The sequence below is a fragment of the Hydrogenophaga sp. 70-12 genome (assembly GCF_001897365.1).
GTDB classification, from domain to species: Bacteria; Pseudomonadota; Gammaproteobacteria; order Burkholderiales; family Burkholderiaceae_C; genus Hydrogenophaga; species Hydrogenophaga borbori.
In genome coordinates this window covers 1-24,246 of record NZ_MKSS01000077.1, presented here as the reverse complement: position 1 = coordinate 24,246, position 24,246 = coordinate 1, and the positions used below count along the sequence as shown (strand labels likewise).

General features: G+C 66.5%; 19 protein-coding genes and 1 tRNA gene. 14 read left to right on the top strand and 6 right to left on the bottom strand.

The window, feature by feature from the left end:
* The 7 genes from BGO22_RS05020 to BGO22_RS04990 form a co-directional block, all read left to right on the top strand.
* Nucleotides 1-486, top strand: a 486-nt coding sequence (locus BGO22_RS05020; RefSeq protein WP_502686426.1) for a PHP domain-containing protein, incomplete at its 5' end; no start/stop codon positions are given.
* Nucleotides 486-1,391, top strand: coding sequence for a DMT family transporter (locus tag BGO22_RS05015; protein WP_070399017.1), 906 nt, complete (start codon nt 486-488; stop codon nt 1,389-1,391). The genes BGO22_RS05020 and BGO22_RS05015, both read left to right, overlap by 1 nt.
* 13 nt (nt 1,392-1,404) lie before the next feature.
* Nucleotides 1,405-2,313 (top strand): DMT family transporter, encoded by a 909-nt coding sequence (locus BGO22_RS05010; protein ID WP_070399018.1) that lies wholly within the window; start codon nt 1,405-1,407, stop codon nt 2,311-2,313.
* A 94-nt stretch (nt 2,314-2,407) separates the two neighbouring features.
* Nucleotides 2,408-3,043: an L-threonylcarbamoyladenylate synthase gene (locus BGO22_RS05005; protein ID WP_070399019.1), complete on the top strand. Its 636-nt coding sequence runs from the start codon at nt 2,408-2,410 to the stop codon at nt 3,041-3,043.
* Nucleotides 3,044-3,076: 33 nt separating this feature from the next.
* Entirely contained in the window at nt 3,077-3,745 is a 669-nt protein-coding gene (locus BGO22_RS05000) for a site-2 protease family protein (RefSeq protein ID WP_070399020.1), read from the top strand.
* Nucleotide 3,746: 1 nt separating this feature from the next.
* Entirely contained in the window at nt 3,747-5,048 is a 1,302-nt protein-coding gene (locus BGO22_RS04995; RefSeq protein WP_070399021.1) for a tryptophan--tRNA ligase, read from the top strand.
* 147 nt (nt 5,049-5,195) lie between these two features.
* Nucleotides 5,196-5,789 carry a LuxR C-terminal-related transcriptional regulator gene (locus tag BGO22_RS04990; RefSeq protein WP_009517829.1) on the top strand — a complete coding sequence of 198 codons (594 nt, stop codon included), beginning with the start codon at nt 5,196-5,198 and terminating at the stop codon, nt 5,787-5,789.
* A gap of 52 nt (nt 5,790-5,841) precedes the next feature.
* Here the strand turns inward: BGO22_RS04990 and BGO22_RS04985 are convergent, their stop codons facing one another.
* Nucleotides 5,842-7,266: a sensor histidine kinase gene (locus BGO22_RS04985; protein WP_070399022.1), complete on the bottom strand. Its 1,425-nt coding sequence runs from the start codon at nt 7,264-7,266 to the stop codon at nt 5,842-5,844.
* A 100-nt stretch (nt 7,267-7,366) separates the two neighbouring features.
* On the opposite strand from BGO22_RS04985, the gene BGO22_RS04980 reads away from it, so the two are divergent.
* Nucleotides 7,367-7,458, top strand: a tRNA-Ser gene (locus BGO22_RS04980).
* A 639-nt stretch (nt 7,459-8,097) separates the two neighbouring features.
* Here the strand turns inward: BGO22_RS04980 and BGO22_RS04975 are convergent.
* From BGO22_RS04975 to BGO22_RS04960, 4 genes are all read right to left on the bottom strand, one after another.
* Nucleotides 8,098-10,587 (bottom strand): DUF4238 domain-containing protein, encoded by a 2,490-nt coding sequence (locus BGO22_RS04975; protein ID WP_286849462.1) that lies wholly within the window; start codon nt 10,585-10,587, stop codon nt 8,098-8,100.
* A gap of 61 nt (nt 10,588-10,648) precedes the next feature.
* Complete coding sequence (locus tag BGO22_RS04970) at nt 10,649-12,997, bottom strand: AAA family ATPase (RefSeq protein ID WP_286849460.1); 2,349 nt, start codon at nt 12,995-12,997, stop codon at nt 10,649-10,651.
* 119 nt (nt 12,998-13,116) lie between these two features.
* Nucleotides 13,117-14,502: a PIN domain-containing protein gene (locus tag BGO22_RS04965; RefSeq protein WP_286849459.1), complete on the bottom strand. Its 1,386-nt coding sequence runs from the start codon at nt 14,500-14,502 to the stop codon at nt 13,117-13,119.
* Nucleotides 14,503-15,153: 651 nt separating this feature from the next.
* Complete coding sequence (locus tag BGO22_RS04960) at nt 15,154-15,342, bottom strand: helix-turn-helix domain-containing protein (protein ID WP_286849469.1); 189 nt, start codon at nt 15,340-15,342, stop codon at nt 15,154-15,156.
* A 434-nt stretch (nt 15,343-15,776) separates the two neighbouring features.
* Between BGO22_RS04960 and BGO22_RS04955 the strand changes: the two genes are divergently transcribed.
* Nucleotides 15,777-17,285, top strand: coding sequence for a recombinase family protein (locus BGO22_RS04955; RefSeq protein WP_286849457.1), 1,509 nt, complete (start codon nt 15,777-15,779; stop codon nt 17,283-17,285).
* Here the strand turns inward: BGO22_RS04955 and BGO22_RS04950 are convergent.
* Nucleotides 17,282-17,584 (bottom strand): hypothetical protein, encoded by a 303-nt coding sequence (locus BGO22_RS04950; protein WP_286849456.1) that lies wholly within the window; start codon nt 17,582-17,584, stop codon nt 17,282-17,284. The two genes, BGO22_RS04955 and BGO22_RS04950, sit on opposite strands and share 4 nt — an antisense overlap.
* Before the next feature lie 283 nt (nt 17,585-17,867).
* Here BGO22_RS04950 and BGO22_RS04945 point away from each other — a divergent pair, with 283 nt between their 5' ends.
* The 5 genes from BGO22_RS04945 to BGO22_RS04925 form a co-directional block, all read left to right on the top strand.
* Nucleotides 17,868-18,746, top strand: a complete 879-nt coding sequence (locus tag BGO22_RS04945; protein WP_251709651.1) for an AraC family transcriptional regulator — start codon at nt 17,868-17,870, stop codon at nt 18,744-18,746.
* Between the two features lie 147 nt (nt 18,747-18,893).
* A complete protein-coding gene (locus tag BGO22_RS04940; RefSeq protein ID WP_286849453.1) occupies nt 18,894-21,893 on the top strand; it encodes a xanthine dehydrogenase family protein molybdopterin-binding subunit in 3,000 nt (999 codons plus the stop codon).
* Nucleotides 21,890-22,705 carry an FAD binding domain-containing protein gene (locus tag BGO22_RS04935; RefSeq protein ID WP_286849451.1) on the top strand — a complete coding sequence of 272 codons (816 nt, stop codon included), beginning with the start codon at nt 21,890-21,892 and terminating at the stop codon, nt 22,703-22,705. Before BGO22_RS04940 ends, BGO22_RS04935 begins: the two co-directional genes overlap by 4 nt.
* Nucleotides 22,702-23,205 carry a (2Fe-2S)-binding protein gene (locus BGO22_RS04930; protein ID WP_251709648.1) on the top strand — a complete coding sequence of 168 codons (504 nt, stop codon included), beginning with the start codon at nt 22,702-22,704 and terminating at the stop codon, nt 23,203-23,205. The genes BGO22_RS04935 and BGO22_RS04930 overlap by 4 nt, the downstream gene beginning before the upstream one ends.
* Nucleotides 23,198-24,246 (top strand): AMP-binding protein (locus BGO22_RS04925; RefSeq protein ID WP_286849448.1); only part of this gene is annotated, 1,049 nt, incomplete at its 3' end. The genes BGO22_RS04930 and BGO22_RS04925, both read left to right, overlap by 8 nt.

Genomic DNA, 24,246 nt, shown 5'->3' with positions numbered 1-24,246 from the left:
GGCGCGCTGCGCTACGTCGGCAACCCGGACCTGATCTCGCGCTCGCACTTCGCGCGCCACCTGGTGGACACCGGCGTCTGCAAGGACATCCCCGAGGTCTTCCGCCGCTACCTCAGCGAAGGCAAGCCCGGCTTCGTGCCGCACCGCTGGGCCGCGCTAGGCGATGCCGTGGGCTGGATCACCGGCGCCGGCGGCATCGCCGTCGTCGCCCACCCGGGCCGCTACAAGTTCACCCCCACCGAGGAATACGCCCTGTTCACCGAGTTCAAGCAGCACGGGGGCCGGGCGGTGGAGGTGGTCACCGGCGCCCACAGCCAGGCCGAGTACGCCAAGTACGCCGGCTTCTGCGCCGAGTTCGGTCTGGCCGCCTCGCGCGGCAGCGACTTCCACAGCCCCGACGAGAGCCACACCGACCTCGGGCAGCTGCCAGACCTGCCCGGCAGCGTGACCCCCGTGTGGACCCTGCTGGAAGAGCGGGTGCGTTGATGGGCGCCGCCGCGCCCCGGCCCGGTCAGGCCCTGGCCGGCATCGGCTTCCTGGTGGCCGCGACGGCCTGCTTCGCGGTGCTCGACACCACCGTCAAGGTGGTGGGCGCGGTGGTCTCGGTGCTGCTGGCGCTGTGGTTCCGCTACACCTTCCACGCGGTGGCGGTCACGGCCGTCATGCTGCCGCTGCGCGGGCGCGCGCTGCTGCGCACCGAGCACCCCCGCTACCAGGCGCTGCGCGGCGCGCTGCTGCTGTCGGTGAGCCTGGTGTCCTTCGTCGCCGTGCAGTACATGCCGGTGGGCGAGTTCACCGCCATCGTGATGGTCACGCCGCTGGCGGTGACGCTGCTGGCCGCCCTGTTCCTGGGCGAGCGCGTGGCCCCGCTGCGCTGGCTGCTGGTGGCGGGCGGCTTCGCCGGGGCGCTGATGGTGGTGCGCCCGGGCGGCGGTGTGCTGGGCTGGGCCGCGCTGATCCCGCTGGGAATGGTCTTCCTCTATGCCTGGTTCCAGATCCTCACCGCCAAGATGGCGCGCACCGAGGACCCGATGACCATGCACTTCTACACCGGCTGGGTCGGCGCCCTGATCGCCAGCCTGGCACTGCCCCTGGTGTGGCAGGCCGTGCCGGACGCGCGCACGCTCGCCCTGCTCTGCCTCATCGGGCTCATGGGCACGGTCGGGCACTTCCTGCTCATCCTGGCCTTCCAGCGCGCGCCGGCCTCCACCATCTCGCCCTTCCTCTACACCCAGATCGGCTTCGCGATGTTCTGCGGCTGGCTGGTGTACGGCCATGTGCCCGGCGCGCTCGAACTCGCCGGCATCGGCCTGATCGTGCTCTGCGGGGCGAGCGCGAGCTGGCTCACCGCGCGCGAGCAGCGCCTGCCGGTGGAGCCGCCGGAGGCCTGAGCGCGCCCGCACCATGACGGCCCTCACCGCGTCCGCCCCCGCCGCCCGCGCCCTCGCGGGCATCGCCTTGCTGATCGCGGCCACGGCCTGTTTCGCGGTGCTCGACACCACCGTCAAGCTGGTGGGCGCGGTGGTCTCGGTGCTGCTGGTCATCTGGTTCCGCTACCTGTTCCACGCGGTGGCCATGACGGCCTGGCTGCTGCCGCGCCGGGGCCGCGGCGCGCTGCGCACCGCCCACCCGCGCTTTCAGCTGTTGCGCGGCGCGCTGCTGCTCTCGCTCAGCCTCATGGGCTTCGTGGCGCTGCAGCGGATGCCGGTGGGCGAGTTCACCGCCATCCTCATGTTCACGCCGCTGGCCGTGACGCTGATGGGCGCCACCGTGCTGCGCGAGCGCGTGTCGGCCGGGCAGTGGCTGCTGGTGGCCGGCGGCTTCGCGGGCGTGCTGCTGGTGGTGCGCCCCGGTGGCGGCGACATCGGCTGGGCCAGCGCGCTGCCGCTGGCCATGGTGCTGCTCAGCGCCTGGTTCCAGATCCTCACCGCCAAGATGGCGCGCACCGAGGACCCCATGACCATGCACTTCTACACCGGCTGGGTCGGCGCCCTGGTCACCAGCGCCCTGCTGCCCCTGGTGTGGCAGGCCATCCCCGACGGGCGCACCCTGGGCCTGCTCGTGCTGGTGGGCATCGCGGGCACCGTCGGCCACCTGCTGCTCATCATGGCCTACCAGCGCGCCCCGGCCTCCACGCTCTCGCCCTACCTGTACTCGCAGATCGCCTTCGCCATGGCCTTCGGCTGGCTCGTGTTCGGCCACGTGCCGGGGGCGGTCGAACTCGCCGGCACGGCGCTCATCGTGCTGTGCGGTGCGCTCAGCGGCTGGCGCACCGCGCGCGGCCACCTGCCGATCCGCCCGCCGGAGGACTGACCACATGAGCCCCCACGCCCATCACTTCGTGTATTCGCTGCCCCCCGAGGGGGCGCAGACCGCCCTTGGGGCGGCCCGGCGGGTGGTCTGAACCATGTCCCAGCTCTTCAGCGTCCACCCCGACAACCCGCAGCCGCGCCTGCTCAAGCAGGCCGCCGCCGTGCTGCAGCGCGGCGGCGTGATCGCCGTGCCCACCGACTCCAGCTACGCCCTGGCCTGCCACCTGGACGACAAGGCCGCGGCCGACCGGCTGCGCCGCATCCGCCAGGTGGACGACAAGCACCACCTCACCCTGCTGTGCCGCGACCTGAGCGAGCTCGCCAGCTACGCCAAGGTGGACAACCGCCAGTACCGCCTGCTCAAGCTCGCCACGCCTGGGCCCTACACCTTCATCCTGGAGGCCAGCAAGGAGGTGCCGCGCCGCGTCAGCCACCCCTCGCGCAAGACCATCGGCCTGCGCGTGCCCGAGCACCGCGCGCTGCGCGAGCTGCTGGAGCAGCACGGCGCGGCCCTGCTGGCCACCACGCTCATCCTGCCCGGCGAGCCACACCCGCTGAACGACCCCGAGACCATCCGCGACCGCCTGCAGCACGAGGTGGACGCGGTGATCGACGCCGGCGCCTGCGCGCTGGAGCCCACCACCGTGCTCGACCTGGTGCCCATGGGCACCGGCGGCGAGCCCGAGGTGGTGCGCCAGGGCCAGGGCTCGCTGGCCCCGCTGGGGCTCTGAGGCCCCGGCGCCCGCGTCTGGGACAATCCGCGCATGGATATCGCCCTCATCGTCCAGACGGTCACGCTCTACGCCATCCCGGTGCTGTTCGCCATCACCCTGCACGAGGCGGCGCACGGCTACGTGGCGCGCCACTACGGCGACCCCACGGCCTGGCAGCTCGGTCGCGTCACGCTCAATCCGATGAAGCACATCGACCCCTTGGGCACCATCCTCATGCCGCTGCTGCTGTATTTCGCCACGGCCGGCACCTTCCTGTTCGGCTACGCCAAGCCGGTGCCGGTCAACTTCGGGCGGCTGCGCAACCCCAAGCGCGACATGATCTGGGTGGCCCTCGCGGGCCCGGCCTCCAACCTGCTGCAGGCCGCGCTGTGGCTGCTGCTGCTCTACGTGCTGCAGTCCATCGGTGTCAGCGAGCGCTTCTGGCTCGCCATGTGCCGCGCCGGCTTCGTCGTCAACCTGGTGATGTTCGCCTTCAACCTCTTCCCGCTGCCGCCGCTGGACGGCGGGCGCATCCTCACCGGCCTGCTGCCCTGGAAGCAGGCCGCCGCCTTCTCGCGCATCGAGCCCTACGGCTTCTTCATCGTGCTGGCGCTGGTGGTCACGGGCATCGTGGGCAACCTCTGGCTGCGCCCGCTCATGAACATCACCGGCAGCGCCATCGAATGGCTGCTCACCCCGATCCGTCTGCTCCTGCTCTGATATGAATCCCGTTCGCGTCCTCACCGGCATCACCACGTCCGGCACGCCCCACCTGGGCAACTACGTCGGTGCCATCCGGCCCACCGTGCGCGCCAGCCGCCTGCCCGGCGTCGAGAGCTTCTACTTCCTGGCCGACTACCACGCGCTCATCAAGACCAGTGGCGACCCGGCCCGCGTGCAGCGCTCCACGCTGGAGATCGCCGCCACCTGGCTGGCCTGCGGGCTCGACCCCGAGAAGGTCACCTTCTACCGCCAGTCCGATATCCCCGAGATTCCCGAACTCACCTGGATGCTCACCTGCGTGACCGGCAAGGGCCTGCTCAACCGGGCCCACGCCTACAAGGCCGCGCTGGACAAGAACGCCGCGGCCGGCGCCGAGCCCGACGACGGCGTGACCGCCGGCCTGTTCATGTACCCGGTGCTGATGGCGGCCGACATCCTGATGTTCAACGCCCACCAGGTGCCCGTGGGGCGCGACCAGGTCCAGCACCTGGAGATGGCGCGTGACATCGCCTCCAGCTTCAACCACCTCTATGGCGAGCACTTCACGCTGCCCGAAGTGGTCATCGAGGAACAGGTGGCCACCCTGCCCGGCCTGGACGGCCGCAAGATGAGCAAGAGCTACGACAACACCATCCCGCTGTTCGTGCCGCGCGAGCAGCTGAGGAAGCTCATCATGGGCATCGTCACCGACTCGCGTGCGCCCGGCGAACCCAAGTCCACCGAGGGCTCGGCCCTGTACCAGCTCTACCAGGCCTTCGCCAGCGCGGAGGAAACTGCTGCCCTGGCCAAGGCCTATGCCGAGGGCATCGCCTGGGGCGAGGCCAAGCAGCTGCTGTTCGAGCGGCTGGACCGCGAGATCGCGCCCCTGCGCGAGGTCTACGACGACCTGATCCAGGACCCCGCGCGCATCGAGAAAACCCTGAAGATGGGCGCGGCCAAGGCGCGCGCCACCGCCACCCCCTTCACCCAGCGCCTGCGCCACGCGGTGGGTCTGCGCCCACTGGACGCCCAGGCCGATAGGGCCGGTGCCTCGGCCAAGGCCGCCAAGGCGGCCCTGCCGGTCTTCAAGCAGTACCGCGAGAAGGACGGCCTCTTCTATTTCAAGCTCGCCGACGCCAAAGGCGAGTTGCTGCTGCAAAGCCAGGGTTTCGCCGCCCCGCGCGAGGCCGCCCAGGCCATGGCCCGGCTGCAAGCCGAGGGAAAGACCGCGCTCGATGCCTTGGCACCCCAATTGATTGCGCCCAATGATGTGGAGCGCGTCACGTCCGCGCTGCTGCAGTTGCGCGAATCGGCCACCTGAATTGGTTCACAATCGGCCCCCAGGCGGATAGCGCAACCCTCCTCCGCCTTCAGCGTGCCCCTGGGGAAGGGCGCCCGGCTATCGCCAAATCGGTTATATGCCGATATGCTGTGCCGTTAAACCAAATCATGAATTGCGCATCCTGACATGAGTATTTTTGTCATTGACGATCACCCGCTGATGCGCGAGGCCGTGGTCATGTTGCTGCGCCGCCTGCGCGCCTCGACCCAGGTGGTCGAGCTCGAGCGCCTGGCCTCGGTGAGCAAGGCCATCGCCGAACACGGCGAGCCCGAGCTCGTCTGTCTTGACCTGAAACTGCCCGACACCAACGGCGTCTCCGGTGTGCGCGAGATCCGTCAGATGCTGCCCGACACCTCGCTGATCGTGCTGTCGGCATCCCCTTCATCCGATTACGAAGACCTGGCCCGCGAGGCTGGCGCCGACGCCTATGTGGAAAAGTCCGCTGGCGCGGCCCAGATCGCCAAGGTGCTGCGCGAATTCCTGGCCGATGAGGTCGAGGACGAGAACGCCCCCACCATCCCCGACAAGCTGTCCAAGCGCCAGAAGCAGTTGCTCGTGATGCTGGACCGCGGCCTGTCCAACCGCGACATCGCCGAGCAGCTGCAGATCAGCGAGCACACCGTCAAGGTGCACCTGTGGCGGCTGTTCCGCCGCCTGAACGTGAAGAGCCGCTCCCAGGCCAGCCACCTGGCCCGCACCGCTGGCCTGCTGGACCTCTGAAGACCGAGCCCCTTCCCGCCAAAACCGCCGTCCACACGGCGGTTTTGTTTTGTCAGCCCCGTGCCACCACCGTGGGCTGCGGGTCGGCGGTGTCGTCCTGCTGGGTATAGGCCGGCAGCATCACACGAAACACGCTGCCCCGGCTGGCCTCGGACTGCAGCGCCAGTTGGTACCCCATGAGCGTGGCCAGCTTGGAGACGATGGTCAGGCCCAGGCCCAGGCTGTCCTCGGTGCCCTGGTGCTGGGAGACGCGAAAGAACTCCTGGAAGATGGCCTGCTGGTGCTCGCGCGCGATGCCCACGCCCGTGTCCCAGACCTCGAACACCACCATGTCCTGGCGGCGGCGCAGCGCCAGCAACACGCCGCCGCGCGTGGTGTGGCGCAGCGCGTTGGACACCAGATTGCCCAGGATGCGGCGCAGCACCACCGGGTCGGACCACAGCGTGATCTGCTGGGCCCGCGTGCGCAGCCGCAGCTGCTTGCCCGCGGCCACCGGCTCGAACTGCAGCGCGATGTCGGCGAACAGCTTGTGCACCTCCACGTGCTGCAGGCGCACCTTGTAGTTGCCGGCGTCGATGCGCGTGAGGTCGAACAGCGAGTCGAACAGCTCGTTGATGGCGCGCGTGGACTGCAGGATGCGCGGCGCGATGTCGCGCGCCATCTCGGGCTCGCTGGCCAGCCAGTCGGCGTACAGGCTGAGCGCGTGCACCGGCTGGCGCAGGTCGTGCGCGGCCGAGGCCAGGAAGCGGTTCTTGGTGGACACGGCGCGCAGCGAAGCGCGCGTCTGCAGCGTGAGCGAGTCGATCAGTTCCTGGTTGGAGAACTGCAGCTCGAAGCTGGACCGGTAGACCTGGTGCAGGCGCACGCCGGCCATCTGCAGCAGGGCCCAGAAGACCACCAGCACCGCGAACAGGGCCGTGGTCTGCAGCGGGTCGGTGCGATCGAAATGGAGGACGGTGGCCAGCACCAGGCCGATCAGGGCGGACAGCGACAGCGCGTTGGTATAGGAGCGGTAGATGGGCCGGTAGGCGCTGTAGGCGGCCAGCGTCACCAGGCCCTGCCCCACCACCAACAGCGCGCAGATGAACTGGGTAATGAAACTGGCTTGCAGGTAGCTGAGCGCCACGGGCCCGCCCCAGAGCAGGCCGATGGCGGGCCAGGACCAGCCGTAGCGCTCGATGAACGCCTGGCGCTGCGGGCCGTCCACGCTGTCGTAGCGCAGGCGGTAGATGCCAATGAGTCGAAAACGGAGCACCAGGCTGATCAGCATGGCCGCCGTCCAGAGCACCAGGGCCGGGGTGGAAACCTCGCCGGCCATGAGGTAGACCAGGATCGGCAGCGACAGCCCGCCCAGCAGCAGGGTGGACCCGAGGTTGTCCATCATCACCCCCACGAGCTGGGAATTGACCCAGGCGTCGCGCACCTCTGGCGCGGCCGGAACGTGCTGGTGGGTGGCGGGCTGGGTGTCGACGAGCATGGCGGCGGCGGAAGGGTCGCGCGATTGTGCACGGCGAAACGGCGGCTGCGGCGGAACCTGGAGGGGTTTCGCCGCCTGCTAGAATCGCGGGCTTCGACACGGAGAGATGGCAGAGTGGTCGAATGCACCGGATTCGAAATCCGGCGTACAGGTTCTCCTGTACCGAGGGTTCGAATCCCTCTCTCTCCGCCAGCGAGTCTGGAGCCCCTGCAGTGCAGGGGCTTTTTTGTTGGGTGAATGCGAGGCGGGGCGCGGGGTTGCGGAGGGCTGGGAGGTTTCTCTTGGCTCTCAAAAGTACCGGGAGCGGCCATCTTGGGCGGGCCACGAAGGGTTTTCTCTCAAACCCGGGATTCGGCCGATCCCAATAGGGCTGGGTCGCCACATCTGCCAACGATGTGGTCAATCGCTCGCGTCACGGCTAGTTCGACCGCGCAACAATGCACCGGTCAGCCCAATGAATCCATCGCCTTGGACAACGGGACGCGCCAGACCGATGAAGTGAAGCTAAGGCAGCGCTCCAAAGTCCGGACTGCAGCGGTTGGGGTCGTTCGCGGCTGTGGACCGGATTCACGGTACTGGGCAACAAGCTGTCATCGGCTAACAACACAGCGCGGCAGCATCTATGACTGGTATCGAGGGAGCTGCAGATCGCCCAGATTGACAGTGTCAGGAAATGGTGATTCCGAAGCCTGTACTGCTTGAGCTGTTCGTTGATCTCCGAGACTCGGGTCTCGCCTTCTCGGTACGAAAGAAAGGCCTCATGCGCGCGTTGTCGTGGATCGGTTGCACTGTGCACTCCCTGCCTTGTTGTCTCCCGCTGCGGTCTCGACCTTATCGGCGCAACGCCGCGCGCGGGGCGGGGATTCCGTCAGGGCCACTGGCCGGCTCCGAAGCGTCTGCGTCGTCGGATTCATCGAACACGAGGCGCAGCGCATACGGCACCGAACGGGGCCGGGTCACGCCCGCGAACATCACCAGCAGCCGCTGCACCTCGTGACGGAAGAAGCCCGCCGGCGGCACATGTAGCTCCAACCGTGCCGTGAGCAGGTTGTTGTCGTCGATAGCGGGATCCTTGCGCTCAGCCTTGCCGCGGGCTTGGCGCAGCTGCGTGGCCAGGGCTTGGGGTGTGGCGCCTTTTCCCGGGGACGCAACCGAATCGGCCAGGCGCCGCAGCAGCGCATTAATGGGAGGCAGCTCGCCCTCGGTCAATCGCTCAGCCACGCGGACCGGATTCAGGTCCACCGGGAAGTTGATCGAGGCCAGAGCCTGTTGAACGGACGCCCAGGCGTGCTGTGACGCCGCGCCCGCGGGCTGTGCGTCCGTCAGCAGCTGTTCCCAGTGAGCGTCGGTATCGACGTGGATCACCGATCCGGTCAAAGTGGCCAAGTAGAGCGCGGACTCCATGTTCAGGCCCTTGTAGATCTGGTGCTGCGCACCGGCTTCTCCCACGGGCAGCGGCTGCAGGAGTAGGTATGGGTCGGTCTCGGCTTGGCGCCGAAAGTAAGCGACCATCTGATCCACCATCGCGTCGCCAGCGTCGGGGGCATGCTTGGCAATGTGGCGGCGCAGGGAGTCTTCCGGCAGCATCCGGATCATGCGGCGGACCTCATCCTCCGCGAGCTTGAGCCGTTGGTGCAGGCCACCCTTGGGCGGCTTCCACCCGGCGGTTCGGCGGGTCAACACCTGCCTTACTTGCTGGCCGAGAGGGGTACAGACCTCGCCGGGATCCGGCACGAAATGGACGAGGCCGGCACGGATGTACGGCTCCAGCTTGAGCAGCAGCAGGACGTTCTTGAGCGTCTGCATCTTATGGCCGGCGGGCGAGTCGATGGGGCTGAACTCGGGCCTCAAATTCCGCGCCACGAAGAACGGGTTCACGAGCACGATCTCGTCGATGTACGGCAGCCAGCCCACCACCGCCGCCTCGACCGTGCGCGGATCGGCCAGACCGAGGAAGACCGAGCGTAGCTTCTTGGGATGGGGACGCGGCAGCAGCGCGGCGAGGTCAGTGTCGTCAGGCCAGAGGGACGAGAAGGCACCGTTGATGCGCCGGACCTGGTCGTCGCTCAGGGTGCGGCGCACGTCTTCCCAAGTCGCACCATCCTGCATGCCGAGGATGCCGGTGACGACATTGCAGAACATCAGGTTGCGCTCGCGCAGGCCGTAGACCTCCCACGGCGGGCGCTCGGTGAGGGGCAGGCGCTGGCAGCAGTCCTTGAAGGCGTACGCGCTGCCGCAGCCGCAGTAGTCGTTGGCGGCGACGTTCTTGCGCGGCGACTCGCGGGTCAGGAACTCGTGGGCTTTGGATGTGCGGCCGTGCTCGTCCCAGTACCCCGAGCTGCCGTCCTTGTAGCCGACGTAGATCTCACCGCCGAACTGCCAGAGGTTGGACTTCGGCAGCAGTACTTGGGCAATCTGGGCCCAGGTGCCGCGGTAGTGCCGCTCAGGGTAGAGCCACTCCTTGTTGGCGGCCGCGATGCAGCGCTTGGCACGCGCCTTGAGCAGGTGGTTGATCGCGATCACTTCGTCGCGGGTCAGGCGACGGTCGCGGATGAAGGCGTCCGTGCGCACCATGCCCATGCCTTGGTGCCGGGCGTTCGTGCGAAGGCGCGTCAGATCTTTCCGGTCGGGCGTCTTGGCGTATTCGAGGTGCGTGAGGATCAGGCAGGTGTTGGAGTCGAGCACGAACACTGTCTGCGTGCCCAGCGACGCCACCATCGGGTCCAACGGATACGCGCAGTCCGGCGCGGTGGGATCGATCTGCGGGTTGTAAACCGTCACCGGATGGTCCGTCACGATGAACTTCACGTCCGAGTCAACCGCCGAGACGACCTCCCGCACGCTCTCGGCCCACATCGTGCAGTGCATGATCCGCAGGGCCTGCATTTCCACCATCAGGTCGATCTGGTCCAGCTTGCCGTAGCAAGAGCGGATCCAGTCCAGCCCCTTGGGCGTGCGTAGCTTCTGCGCGGCCATGTGCTCGAAGAAGTCCTCGAACGAGTCGTGGACGTCGGCGTGATCGCCCTTCGCGAAGGCGAGCACCGCCCTGGCCCCCTGGTCGTCGATGGCGCCGAACAGGTGCTTCTCGATGTCGTCGTTAACGATCGAGCCGAAGTGCGTGGTGTACAGGTCGTACTCCACGAAGCAATTCACAGGGCCCCATTCGTGGAGCGCCTTGCGCGGGACCTGGCGGCCGTCAGGCAGCGTCTTGCGGTCCGGATCGAGGTTGAGGTGGAACAGACGAGACTGGCCCGGAGCGAGGAAGCCGCGTTGGTACCACTGCGGGACGTAGTGGTTATTCCGGGTCTGCTGGTCGGTCATCCGCTCACTTGGGTCGTTCGGAATCCTGATTGTCGTTTGGCCTTCTCCGACCTGGGCGCGCTCATACGCTCGCGACGAGGTCGTTCATGCTCTTGAAGTGAGTCGGATCGCTCTGCTCGATCAGGGCAAACAGATCCCGCAGCACCGACGGCGTTTCGGCCAGCATTGACGGGTTGTGTTCGGGGTCCGCAATCTGGTCCAGGTGCGAGAAGGCGTTCAAGAACCGCAGGATGCGCGTCTTGGCGGCGCTGTCGTGGTCGATGGCATCGAGCTGCTTGTAGAGGTCACCGGTCAGGTGAGGAACCCGGAAAGCGAGAAACGCTTCAAGCAGGCGCCGGGCCATGTTTGGCAGCGCGTAGTACGCCTCCAGCGTCGGTGCGTCTGCCTTCTTGGACTCTTCCTGGAGGCGCTTGAACAGGTAGTGGTACTCCGACTCGTAGCCCTTGAGCAGCGGATCCAGCTCGGAGAGCCTCGCGCCGCGCACGCCGCCCTTGATCTCCGTGGACAGCATGTAGAACCGCGCGGGGTGGAGCGCGGCATCCTTCTTGTTCTGCTGCGGCAGTTTGTCGAACCAGAGCCGGACCTGACGGAAGAACGTGAAGTTGTGGGTCAGCACAAACAGCTGGCCCGCCGCCGCCGTTCTGGCCTTCATGTAGCCGAACGCGCTGAAAAGAGAGTTCGCGTCGAGACTGGAAACCGGGTCATCAATGACGACGATGCCCCTCTCCAGATCGAAATCGGTGGCCTTCAGTGACTTCAAGAAGTACAGGAATGCGATGGACGTGCGCTCACCATCGCTCAGGTACAGGGCGGGCTGGTCGCCGCGCATGATCTTGTAGCCGTTCTGCTCGACATCGAAACGCAGTTCGTCGCGCCCGAGATACGAGGCCAGTTCCTTGTTCAGCTCCTCGGCGGGGCGCCGGTGTTGGCGCACCTGTTGCTCAAGCTCGGCGATCCGCCTTTTGAGGTCGTTGGCGGTGTCCGTCGCCGTCTTCAGATCGGCTGTGGCGTTGGAGAGCGCGGCGGACTTCGTCTTCCAATCGGGCAGGGCGCGGAGCAGCTCATCGCGGGCCAGCGCCTTCCTTGCGTTGGTGACAATGGCCTCGAAGTTCGAGGTTTGCCGGTTGTGCTCGGTTATCAGCTCGCTGAGTCTCGCAAACGCGGTCTGCCCGAGCGCTGTACCGACGACCGCCATTCCGGCGTACAGCCCGCGGAAGAGCGTTTCCCACCTGCTCGCCGGTACCTCATCGGGTTTGTGGCTGCTGATGAACTGCATAAGCTCCATGCTCTTGAACGGCTCATCCCGCTTGGCGTGCAGGGCCCGCAGCAGGACATCCAGCGCCGATGACATCATGCTCGCATGGCCGTTGAGGGACTTGAGCGCCTCCTCGTAGGCGGTGCGCAGGTTGCCGTACAAGGCCTCCTTGGGCGGGATCTCCAGCGATTTCTGAAACGCTTGGGCCTTCTGGACCTCGTCGATCAACTGGTCAAGCACTGACTGGAATCGCTTGAACTCGTCGTTGAAGTGGTCTTCCAACTGCTGGACGCGCTCGGGCTTCAAGGGGCCTCCGCAGAATTCGCAGGTGTCGGTCGCGTTGTCCCCGTTATGCAGCGCCAGGCCGGAGCCCACCCAGGTGGCAAGTGCTGGGTTGGTTGTCAGCCGTTCCACTACTTTGGACACGACGGAGCGCTCGAGGGCCGCTCGCGTCTTGTTGGTCAGATCGACAAGATCGGGAAAACCCACCGATGGCTCATCGACGGGGTCCATGATCGAGCTGTTCCTCGCGGCGAGATACTTCTTGCGGTCCGCCTCTGACAGCTTGGTTGGCGCGAGGGTGGCCTGAACGAGGTTCGCAATGTCCGCCTTGAAGTTGGCGGCGTTGTAGTTGTTGTACGGGCCACCGCCGGCGACCGTCAGCAGGTTCTTGATGCCCTTGGCTTCTTCGGAGCAGAACGACTCGTAAGCCGTGCTGGCGGTGGCCTCATCCTCACGATGCTTTACCGCCTGCGCTAGCGCCTTGTTCAGGTGAATCGCGAGCTGTTCGATCTGCTTTTGCTTGTCGACGCTGTCCTCCCCAAGGAAGAACACGGGCGGGAGCTGCTGGCCACCCGACTCGAAGATGCTGCGGTCGACGGTATCCCGATTGAAGACGCGCAAGGCGGGTAGTGGCGCGGAGCCGAAGTCAGCACCGTTGACGACCGCTTGGTCGACGAGCACCTGAACCTGGCCATCGGAGAGCGGCTGCTTGCGCTGGAGGTGCCGGAAGATGGTGGACAGGGAAGTCTTGCCCGCGCCGTTCCATCCGTAGATGACGTTGTAGCGGCTGAAGTCATGAAGGCCTGTCGCGGGCCAGCTGAAGTCCCGAAAGATGCGATAGCTGTGGGCCTTCACAAGGCGTGCAATCCTCATCCAATCTCCCTGGTTTCTCTGACTCGTGCAGGGGGCGCCTCGCGCTGGGAACGCTCACCTGCATCGGAGCCATTCCATGACGGCTTGGCACGTTATGTCATCTTCGTGAGCACCTTCGGTCAATCGTCCTCGGCTCCATCGAATTCAAAGGCCGAGAAGTCACTTGCAATTATTGCCTTCTCAAGATGGCCGTCCACGTCAGGCGGTTGTTTGAAGCGCATCGTTCTCATGTCGATCAAGTCCGCGACCGAGCTGTCTTTGAGGTTCTTCGGCACCACGATAGATGTCTTGGCTTCGCCATACAGGTTCGCCGCCGTGACGACGGCATCAATGCGAAATTCATCCGCGTGCGGGTCTGCCCGACCAATGACAGCGTACTCGTACTCCAGGCCATGGCGAAAGTCCGCGCATGCGATCTGCACCTCTAGGCACCGTTTCGGAGCCTCGAGCACCACGAACTCGTGTTTCCCTGGCTGCGCCATAGAGCGGATTGAGTCTTGCAGCGTGCGCGGCATGTGAAAGTCCATCAGAGACCCCCGCTTTGGCCTCGGAGCGGAAGGCCCTGAAGGACTGGCCAACACATACCTCTCGTTGAACCACCCTCCCGTTGCCGTCATGCGTATAAGCAAGGACTCCGCAGGCACCTGGCCCGTGTTCTCTATCCGGAAACGAATCTTGAGTTGCCCGTAGTTCAGCTCGATCTTCCGCTCGTAATCACGAACGAAGTGAGGCACCTTGTTACGCTCCCAATTTTTGTAGCGCTCGTCCAAAGTATGGTCATAGTCGCCCACGATCGAAGTGAACCCCGAGCGCTCCTGCTCCGGCAAGGGACTTAGCCGGATGATGGTCTCCTGAATTGCCCTCCTCTCGTCAGGCGACAAAGCCCGAACTCGGTGCACATCCACGGAGGGTTGGCTTGTACTCAGATGCAGTGAAAGCTGGGGCTCACGGTCCTTCATCGCGTCCAACTGACGCTGAAGATTGGCAGCCTTCTTCTCGGCCTGGGAAACCTCTTTCGGGCGAAGCCAGGTTTCGCTGACCTGATGAATGTTCAGTCCATGGCGTTTCGCAAGGTGGAGAGGACGAATGTCTTGGCTCACCACAACACGTGCATCCGGGGAAGGCCCTTGGGCAGACATTGCCTGCGCTACAACGCGCGCATCCGGCTCGTCTCGGTCAAGCTCGGGGTACTGCTCCCAATCAACGCGTGTGCAGTCGGCCAGCGCGATCTCTACCCGAGGTGCTGGCGACTCTCGAACTAGGACGGTGGACTGGCCTTCAAGCAAGGGCCGCAACGTCCGATTGAAGCGTCGGGCGTGATCAGCAAGCCGCGCGTGGTTCTTCTTGGAGTCCACCTCCTGCATCACCGTCGGCACCACCAGAACTAGGATGGGGCCGGTTGCACTGATCTCTTTCCAAGGGAGCTCGCCCAGTGCGGAACACTCAAGGGCAACGTTCGAGTCGATGAACGCGACGACCGGATACTGCTGCCAGTTGATGATCATTGAGATAGTGTGACGCAATTAAGGCAGTCGTAATGTAGGGTTCTATGAGCTGCTGCGAACTCAGCCAGCTGGTGAATGTGTCGCTGCCACAGCGGATGCGGCTGACACCGCCGGCTGCCCGCGTCCTCCGTCCTGAGGCACCGAGTGGTTTCTTTCCGTGCCGACGCGCACGAGGCGCGGGCTGATGGCCAGGCCTTCCTACTTTTCCGACAAGACACCGCCCAGGCCGGCCAGCGTGGCGGCCCGCAGCTAGGTCCAGGCAGGACGCGGCCTGCTTGGCCGTTGGGTGGCTGGCGCTCGACGGTACCGAGATGGCTCAGGTCCTGAAGCGCCGACAGACCTCTCCGCGAGAGCAGGTCCGCGATGCCCGCCGACCGCTACGGGTCGGTCGCGCCAGTTGATCGGCCGTTGGAGCTGCCGTTGAACCCGGGGGCATCTGAGCCCTAGGTAGGCGGGGGCACGCCCCATTCAGAATGGGCCGGTCACGGGGGACATGCTGCCATTCGACTGCGATTCTGTCCATCGACCGGTGTCCGCAACAGCGGTCGATGCGCTGTCGACGTAGGGTGACGTCTCTCAGTCTGGAGCAGTCGATGCCGCGGCTCAACACGGCGAAAATTCAGATGCGCCTTGCTCCTGCGCTCCATACCGCTACACCGTCTCCAATGCCCTCCAAGCCTCGCGCTTGCCCATATCCATCGCCACAAAGTGCCGTTCGAGCATCGAGGTACGTGGAGTGACTTGGCAGGACTCCCACTTCCACAGGCTCAGGGTAGAGATGCCAAGCAACTGAGCCATTTGTTCCTGGCTCATGCCAAGCGATTGGCGCTTCGCCTTCAGCCGCTCAGCGCTGAAGGTACGTTTGCGCCCGGGACGGCCAGCAGTCTTGTCATCGGTCGCAACAGGCGCGGTGTGCGCGATTGCCTTCCGCGCGGGGCGCAGCTGAACGCTCAGGTCTTTGACCGCGCGCTTGAGCGACGCGATTTCAGACCGGTATGCAGTTGATGCCTTGCGCAGCGAGGCAATGTCCTCGCGGACTTCCTTGCGGGCGATGCGCGATATCTCTTGTTTGAGCGCTTGGGCGAAGTTCGGCGTTCACAGATAGTACTCTTCTGGCGAGTGTGGCCCACTCGAGCCGCCACCTGAGCGAACCGACCTGTGCGTGGCGGTGCGGCTGTTGCAGCCCTGAGGAAAACGTGTCCACTCGCGTGTTGGCGCCGAGCGTGCAGACGTGATCCACTTGATCCTGTTCGCCTGACCGGAAGGAGGCGCCGATGACATCACGTGCTGTTGCATATGTTCGCATGTCGAGCGATCGACAAGAACTGTCAATCGGCACCCAGCTTGCGGCAATCCAAGCCTATGCCGAAGTCCAAGAACTCGAGCTGGTGCGAATCTATGAAGATTCGGCCAAGAGCGGGCTCAACATTGCCAACCGGGAGGGCATGAAGAGCCTTCTTCGCGACGTCTTGGACACCCCGCGTCCTTTCGACGTTGTGCTGGTCTATGACGTGAGCCGGTGGGGTCGCTTCCAGGACATCGATGCCGCTGCGTACTACGAGTACACCTGCCGGCTTCATGGTGCAAAGGTGATCTATGTCGAGGAAGCCTTTGGCACCGACGAGGAGCCGATGACAGCGCTTCTGAAGACGCTCAAGCGGGCGATGGCGGCTGAGTATTCCCGTGACCTCAGCGTGAAGAGCCGGGCCGGCCAAGACCGCGCTGTCCACCTCGGCTACCAGATGGGGCAGCTTCCCTGCATCGGACTGACGCGGATTGCCATCGACCGCCTCGGCAACAGGCGCCCGCTGGCCAGGGGGCAGTGCAAAGCCATGCAGAGCGAACGCATTGCCTGGGTGCCAGGCCCACCCGATGAGGTTGAACTGACCCGCCGGATCTTCAGCCTCTACGCCGACCACAATGGCTCAATCAAGGGCGTAGCCCAGCAACTGCGCATGGAAGGGAAAGTAGGGCAGGACGGCCGACCGTTCACCACCACGCGGGTTGACAACCTGCTGAGGTGCGAGGCCCTCGCGGGAAACTTCGTGTGGGGCAGCGAGCGTTACGCCGCGGGCCCGGCAAAGAAGCGACGTCCTCCCACGCGAGCCGACAACGTCATTGAACCAGTGATTCCAGCCGACCTTTGGAAGCGCACCCAAGAGAGGCTGTGGGTGCGCCGCCGGCTTCGACGGGACAAGGAGCAAATGATCCAGGTGCTCCGGGAACGCCTGGCGGAGAACCCGGGGCTGAACTGCCTGGACCTGGAGGCCATGGGCATCCGATCAACCCGGGCGTACACCAACGCATTTGGCTCAGTGTCACGGGCTCTGGAACTGGCGGGGCGCGATCCTAGGGTTGTGCGTGCGCAACATGAGCGCCAGAAGTTGGTTGGTAGGCGGGTCGGTGACCGAATTGGCCGAGACCTCGCTGAGTTGATGCAGGCCAACGGCCTGAAGTGCCGCCAGCACCCTCGCAGTCGGGTGCTCGTGTTCAACGAGGCCGTTCGCATGCGCTTGCAAGTGCTCTGGCCCCGAATCAACCGTGGTGTGCGGCGCTGGCACGTACTGAAGGCGCGACGGCCCATTGCAGACCTGGTGCTGCTGGCGCAAATGGACGATGAAGACCACGCCATGCGCTTTGTGTTGCTTGATCGAACCGAGTACCGCAACACAACGCCATGGCTCGACGAGGAACTTCCACCGTACCTGACGCCGATCACGACGGGCCAGAGTCTTGTCCAGGCGATGCGAGATCGGCTGGCAAGCATTTCGCCCGTAGCCTAGGCTGATTGCGCGTCCTCGGCGGCCGAAGGCGGTTCGGTCTTCTGCTCGTTGACGATTGACATGGCGACTAGCACCGAGACTTGCTCGGCAGCCTTCTGCCAAGACCATCCTGGGGGCATTCGCGCAGCGTCTGTCTCCTCCAATGCCAGGAGGACGCGTTGCTCCAGGGTATCGCGCAGCGCCGTGACTCTGGCGGGATCCAGCGACAAGCCCTTCGCGACGCGGTGAGCCATGATGATGTCGAGTGCTAGGCGCATGCGCTTGCGCAGCTCGATCGGATCGATGTGCTCAGGAGCCATTCACAAAGAATACCCCGTTCGGAGATGAATCGCATGGGGATGGCAGACCTCAACGGAGGCCCCTTTCAGCGGACGGATACCTGCTTCAGACTGGGTGCTGCCTGTGGTTTCTCCTGGCCAAACGACCGGTTCTGCTCGTAACGGCCATTCGACCACCGTCAAAGCTGCTGAATGGGCAGTCATGACGGTTTGAGAACGAATCTGCAACCTCCCGGTTGGAACTGTTGCGGGCACCTGTTCAGTGCCCACAGATACCGGTATCGTTCGGCCCAGGAGTTCAAACTTGTCCTCAGCCATCAAAATCTTCCAGGGGCGTTTCGGCAGGGTTGCACTGCTGGACATGGACGCACCACTGGTAGGGCATGCCCATCATCATTGCCACATCCTGATCAAGGCGGGAGGTGCCGACAGCGCCTTCAGCGTGAGGGGAGAGCGGGCACCGCTCACGGACGATACGGCCGTGCTCGTGAACGCCTGGGAACATCACGCCTACGAACACGAAGCGCCTCCGGGGGCACGTACGTTGATCCTGGCGCTTTACATCGAGCCCGGCTGGCTTGCCGAACTGCAGCGCTCGCTGGCTCTATCCGGGCACCCGCGCTTCTTTCCCGAACCCTGCGTGCGACTTACCGAAGCTACCCGCAAGATGGTGGAGGAGTTCGTGCTCGAACTCTGGTGGGACGACGAGGTCTCCCCCGGGCGCCTCGAGGATCTGCTGTTCAACCTCATCATCGCCGTGGTCGAGAGCTATTCGGGTTGGCGTGATCTGGCCAGCCTGCTGCGCAGCAAACCGCCGGTGGCCATGGACCCCCGCATCCGCCAGGCCATCGCCCTCATGCGCCAGGACGTGGCGCGTGAGCTCGACGTCGACGGACTGGCCGCCGCCACCGGTCTGTCGCGCGCCCACTTCTTCACGCTGTTCCAGCGCGACACGCGCGTGACGCCGCTGGTTTACGCCAACGTGCTGCGTTTCGAGGCGGCGGTGCAGCGGCTCACCCACAGCCAGGAACCGGTGGGCGATGTCTCGCACGAACTCGGCTTCTCCGCGCCCAGCCACTTCTCGCGCTTCTTTCGCGCGCACCTGGGCATCACGCCCAGCGACTACCGCCGCAAGGTCAACCTGTTCGAGCCGCCGGCCGGCCCACGCTCGCACGTGATCTGAGCGCGGCCGAAAGTCACCAGACTTTTTGGATAGCCGGCAGATCGGCCGGTCATTCGCCCGACGCTGGCGATAACGCGCGCACCTCCTGCCTCCTGACACTGGCGCTGCACATGAACTGCAGCCGCCACATCGGCACAGGAGACAAGCTTGCACGCAGAACCTTCACTGGTGGGTGCCGCCCGGCAGGCCTGGGTCGGCCAACGCATAGAGCGGGTGGAAGACGATGCCCTGCTGAACGGTCGCGGCGCCTACGCCGATGACCTGGGCACACGCCCGGGCACGCTGCACGCGGCGGTCCTGCGTTCTCCTCATCCGCACGCCCGGCTGCTCGGCATCCACACGCAAGCTGCACTCGCGCTGCACGGCGTGCGCGCCGTGCTCACCGGCGCCGACGTGCAGGCCTGGGCTCAGCCCTTCGTGGTGGGTGTCAAGCAGCCGATGCAGCACTGGGCCCTCGCCGTGGACCGCGTGCGCCACGTGGGCGAACCGGTCGCGGTGGTGGTGGCCGAGGACCGCTACATCGCCGAGGACGCGCTCGATCTGCTGCGGGTCGAATACGAGCCCCTGCCAGTGGTGATGGACATCGAACGTGCGTTGCAGGATGGCGATTTGCCGCTGCACGAGGCAGTGGGCAACAACGTGGTGTCGGACCGAGAGTTCTGTTACGGCGACCCCGGGTCGGCCTTTGCCCAACCCGGCGTGCGCACCGTTCGCACCTCCGTGCACTACCCGCGCAACAGCTGCTCGCCCATCGAATGTGGTGTGGTGATCGCCGAGCACCTGCCTGGCGACGAGGGCTACGACGTGCTCTCGAACTTCATGGGGCCGTTTTCGCTGCACGCGGTGATGGCCATGGCCCTGAAGGTGCCGGGCAACAAGCTGCGCCACCGCGTGCCCCGCGATTCGGGGGGCAGCTTCGGCGTCAAGCAGGCGGTGTTCCCCTACGTGGTGCTGATGTGCCTGGCCTCGCGCAAGGCGGGTGCCCCCGTGAAGTGGGTCGAGGACCGCCTGGAGCACCTGAGCGCCGCCACCTCGGCCACCGCGCGGCTGACCACCATCGAGGCCGCCGTCACGCCCGAGGGCCGCGTGCTGGCGCTGCGCTACGACCAGGCCGACGAGGTGGGCGCCTACCTGCGCGCGCCCGAACCCGCCACCTTCTACCGCATGCACGGCGCGCTCACCGGCGCCTACGCCATCGAGCACCTGGCGGTGCGCAACCGCGTGGTCGTGACCAACAAGACCCCCACCGGCCTGGTGCGTGGCTTCGGTGGGCCACAGGTGTACTACGCGCTGGAGCGGTTGATGGACCGCATCGCGGTCGAGCTGGCCATCGACCCGGTGCAACTGCGCCTGCGCAACTACGTGCCGGCCGACGCCTTTCCCTACACCGCGGCCGCCGGCGCGGTGCTCGACTCCGGCGATTACGCGCGCCTGACCCACATGGCCATGGCCGAAGCACAGGCCCGGCAACTCGGCGAGCGTCAGCGCGCAGCGCGGGCCGCGGGCCGGCTCTACGGCATCGGCGTGGCCGCCATCGTCGAACCGTCGGTGTCGAACATGGGCTACATCAGCACCGTGCTCACGGCCGAGCAGCGCGCCAAGGCCGGGCCCAAGAACGGCGCCATCGCCAGCGCCACCGTGGCCATCGACCTGCTGGGTGGCGTCAACGTGACCATCGCCTCCGCCCCCGCAGGCCAGGGCCACATGACGGTGTGCGCCCAGGTGGTGGCGGACGTGCTGGGCCTGCACCCCGCCCAGGTGGTGGTCAACGTGGAGTTCGACACCGCCAAAGACGCCTGGAGCGTGGCCGCGGGCAACTACAGCAGCCGCTTCGCGGGTGCCGTGGCGGGCACGGTGCACCTGGCCACGCAGCGCCTGCGCGACAAACTGGCGCGCATCGCCGCCGCGGCCTGGGGCTGCGACAGCGCGGACATCGGCTTCGAGGACGGCAAGGTCTTCAACCGCCGTCAGCCGGACCAGGCCCAGCCGTTCACGCGGCTGGCCGCCAGCCCGCACTGGGCACCTGCGCTGCTGCCGGCGGGCGAGACACCGGGTCTGCGGGAGACCGCCTTCTGGACGCCAGAGACCCTGCGCGCACCCGACCCTCAGGACCGCGTCAACACCTCGGCCGCCTACGGCTTCGTGTTCGACGTCTGCGGCCTGGAGATCGACCCCGATACCGGTGCGGTGCGTGTGGACCGCTACATCACGGCGCACGACGCCGGGCGCCTGCTCAACCCGGCGTTGGCCGACGGCCAGATCCGGGGCGCCTTTGCGCAGGGCCTGGGCGCCGCCCTGCTGGAGGAGTTCCGCTACGGCGCCGACGGCAGCTTCCAGAGCGGCACGCTGGCCGACTACCTGATGCCCACCACCTGCGAGGCACCCGACCCGGTGATCGTGCACCTGGAGACACCGAGCCCCTTCACGCCGCTGGGCGCGAAAGGCCTGGGCGAGGGCAACAACATGAGCACGCCGCCCTGCATCGCCAATGCCTTCGCGGACGCGCTGCGTCCGCTGCGCGACGTCGCCGACATCCGACTGCCGCTCACGCCCGACCGCGTGCTCCACCACCTGCAGACGGCCGAACCCGCGCCGCGCCACCCGCAGGCACTTGCCCCCGTGGCGGCTTCGGCGGGCGAAGGTCTGTCGCTCGCCGCGCAAGGCACGGTGGAGATTGCCGCGCCGCCCGAGCGCGTCTTTGCCGTGCTGCTCGACCCCGCGGCGCTGGCCCGTGTCATCCCGGGTTGCCACGCACTGCAGGCCGATGGCGAGAACCGCTACCGCGCCGATGTGACGGTGGGGATCGGTCTGATCAAGGCGCGATACGAAGCGCGCATCACGCTCTCCGACATCGAGGCGCCGCAACGGCTGCGGCTGGCCGGCCGCGGCAGCTCCAGCCTGGGCACAGGCGCGGGCGACGGCCTGGTGCGGCTGGAAGCCACGGCCGCAGGCACCCGCCTGCACTATGACTACCGCGCCCAGGTGGGTGGCAAGGTGGCCATGGTGGGCAGCCGCATGCTCGAAGGTGCCGCGCGCGTGATCGTGGCGCAGCTCTTCGAATCGCTGGGGCGCCAGGCGGCGGGCAGCGATGCCGCGCCCGTGGCCTGGTGGCGCCGCTGGCTGCAGCGCCTGGGAGTGAAGGCATGAAGCCCGCCGCGTTCGACTACGTGCGCGCCGACAGCGCGGCCGTCGCCGCCGAGTTGCTGCAGCGCCATGGCGAAGGCGCGCGCATCCTGGCCGGCGGTCAGTCCTTGATGGCCGTGCTTAACATGCGGCTGGCCCAGCCCGCGCTTTTGATCGACATCTCGCGCAGCGCCGAGCTGGCGTCCATCGCGGTGGAACCGGGCGCATTGCGCGTCGGCGCGGCCGTCACGCAAGCGCAGTTGCAGGCCCATCCCGATGTGCCACCGCTGCTGGCGCTGGCGATCCCGCACATCTCGCACGTCCAGATCCGCAACCGAGGAACGGTGTGCGGCTCCATCGCGCACGCCGACCCGTCGGCCGAGCTGCCGCTGTGCCTGGTGGCCTTGCAGGGCACGGTGCACCTGCGCAGCGCACGCGGCCGCCGCCAAGTGGCTGCCAACGACTTCTTCACCGGCCTGCTGAGCACCGCGCGCCGGGCCGACGAACTCATCGAAGCGGTGAGTTTCCCGCCCCCCGCCGCAGCTCAGTCCTTCGGGTTTGCGGAGCACGCCCGCCGCCACGGCGATTTCGCGCTGTGTGCTGTCGCGGCGATCGCCCATGCACAAGGCATGCGGGTGGCGGTGGGCGGCCTGGGTGACCGGCCGCACGCCGTCGAATTGCCGCCGTTGACCGATGACGCGCTCGACGATGCGCTGAACGAACTCGCGTGGTCGCTCGACGTTCGTGATGACGCCCACGCGAGCGCGGCCACGCGCCGCCACCTGCTGCGCCGTCTGGCGCGACAGGCCATCCAGCAAGCACGGAGACCCGCATGAACCACCCCGTTCTCGAGCGCGAGGCCTTGCACACGGTGCGCCTCACCCTCAATGGCCGCGCGCGCAGCGGTCAGGCCCGACCGCGGCTGCTGCTCAGCGATTTCCTGCGCCATGAACTCGGTGCCACCGGCACCCACGTGGGCTGCGAGCACGGTGTCTGCGGCGCCTGCACGGTGCGCATCGACGGCGTGGCCGCCCGTGCCTGCCTGACGCTGGCGGTCCAGGTGGACGGACGCCAGGTCGACACCGTGGAGAACCCCGGCGGCAACGACGCGGTGCTGGACGCACTCAAGGCCGCCTTCAAGCGGCACCATGCGCTGCAGTGCGGCTTCTGCACCGCGGGCATCCTCATGTCCAGCGCCGACTGGCTGCAGCGCCAGCGCGCCAACGGCCAGGTGCCCGACGAGGCCGCGGTGCGCGACATGCTCAGCGGGCACCTGTGCCGCTGCACCGGCTACACGCCGATCGTCAACGCCGTGATGGAGGTGGCCCGTGCTTGATCTCGGACGCACCTTTCTTCAAAGCGTGGACCGCGCGGCCAGCGCCACTGCCCTGGTGGATGGCGCGTTGCGAATGACTTGGTCCGAGTGGGCGCGTGCGATCGGTGGCGTGCAGCGCGGGCTTGCGGCCTTGGGCCTGCGACCAGGCGATCACGTGCTTGGCGTGCTGCAGAACCGCCACGAGGCCGCGACGTTGCACTGGGCCTGCCAGTTTGCCGGCCTGGTGATGACACCCCTGAACTGGCGCGCCAAATCCGACGAGATCGATTACGCGCTGCACGACTCGGGAGCGAAGCTGCTGGTGTACGAGGCGGCGTCGCAGGAGTCGGTTTCGCAGTCGCCCCTTGCGCGGACCGTGGCGCGCATCGCAGCGGGAGACATCGTAAGCGACGACCCAGGCTTCGCGCAGGCCTTCTCCGCGCCCGCCGACCCGACGCCGCTGGCGCGGGCCGAAGACCTCTCGCTCATGCTCTACACATCGGGCACGACCGGCGCACCCAAGGGAGTGCCGCGCCGGCAGCGCGCGGAGCGAGTGGCCGCCCTGGCGCACGTTGCGCAGAACCGCTATGCCTACGGTGAACGCACGCTGGGCGTCATGCCGCTCTACCACACCATGGGCGTGCGCTCGCTGCTCACCATGGCACTGGTGGATGGCCGTTTCGTCTGCATGCCCCGCTTCGACGCCGCGGCCGCGCTGCGCGCGATCGAAGCCGAGCGCGTGAGCCATCTCTACCTCGTCCCCACGCTTTATCACGACCTGCTCTCGCACCCCGAGTTCAAGCGAACCGACACGCAGTCGGTTCGCAAGCTCGGGTTCGCCGGCGCGCCCATGCACGACGCGTTGCTGCTGCGCCTGCAGCAGGCCTTCCAGCCGGAGCTTTTCGTGAATCACTACGGCAGCAGCGAGATCTACACCTTCTCAATCAACCAGAACGCCGTGGGCAAGCCCGGGTCGGCCGGCCGCGCGGGCATCAACACCCGCCTGCGGGTGATCAAGCTCGACTCGAAGAACCCGCAGCATGTGGCTGCACCGCTCGAGGA

Excerpts from the sequence above, each read along its gene's own strand:
- BGO22_RS05015 (WP_070399017.1), top strand. The coding sequence starts at position 486 with ATGGGCGCCGCCGCGCCCCGGCCCGGTCAGGCCCTGGCCGGCATCGGC.
- BGO22_RS04970 (WP_286849460.1), bottom strand. The coding sequence starts at position 12,997 with ATGAGGATTGCACGCCTTGTGAAGGCCCACAGCTATCGCATCTTTCGG.
- BGO22_RS05005 (WP_070399019.1), top strand. The coding sequence starts at position 2,408 with ATGTCCCAGCTCTTCAGCGTCCACCCCGACAACCCGCAGCCGCGCCTG.
- BGO22_RS04950 (WP_286849456.1), bottom strand. The coding sequence starts at position 17,584 with ATGGCTCCTGAGCACATCGATCCGATCGAGCTGCGCAAGCGCATGCGC.
- BGO22_RS04935 (WP_286849451.1), top strand. The coding sequence starts at position 21,890 with ATGAAGCCCGCCGCGTTCGACTACGTGCGCGCCGACAGCGCGGCCGTC.
- BGO22_RS04930 (WP_251709648.1), top strand. The coding sequence starts at position 22,702 with ATGAACCACCCCGTTCTCGAGCGCGAGGCCTTGCACACGGTGCGCCTC.
- BGO22_RS04985 (WP_070399022.1), bottom strand. The coding sequence starts at position 7,266 with ATGCTCGTCGACACCCAGCCCGCCACCCACCAGCACGTTCCGGCCGCG.
- BGO22_RS05000 (WP_070399020.1), top strand. The coding sequence starts at position 3,077 with ATGGATATCGCCCTCATCGTCCAGACGGTCACGCTCTACGCCATCCCG.
- BGO22_RS04990 (WP_009517829.1), top strand. The coding sequence starts at position 5,196 with ATGAGTATTTTTGTCATTGACGATCACCCGCTGATGCGCGAGGCCGTG.
- BGO22_RS04965 (WP_286849459.1), bottom strand. The coding sequence starts at position 14,502 with ATGATCATCAACTGGCAGCAGTATCCGGTCGTCGCGTTCATCGACTCG.
- BGO22_RS04955 (WP_286849457.1), top strand. The coding sequence starts at position 15,777 with ATGACATCACGTGCTGTTGCATATGTTCGCATGTCGAGCGATCGACAA.
- BGO22_RS05010 (WP_070399018.1), top strand. The coding sequence starts at position 1,405 with ATGACGGCCCTCACCGCGTCCGCCCCCGCCGCCCGCGCCCTCGCGGGC.
- BGO22_RS04975 (WP_286849462.1), bottom strand. The coding sequence starts at position 10,587 with ATGACCGACCAGCAGACCCGGAATAACCACTACGTCCCGCAGTGGTAC.
- BGO22_RS04995 (WP_070399021.1), top strand. The coding sequence starts at position 3,747 with ATGAATCCCGTTCGCGTCCTCACCGGCATCACCACGTCCGGCACGCCC.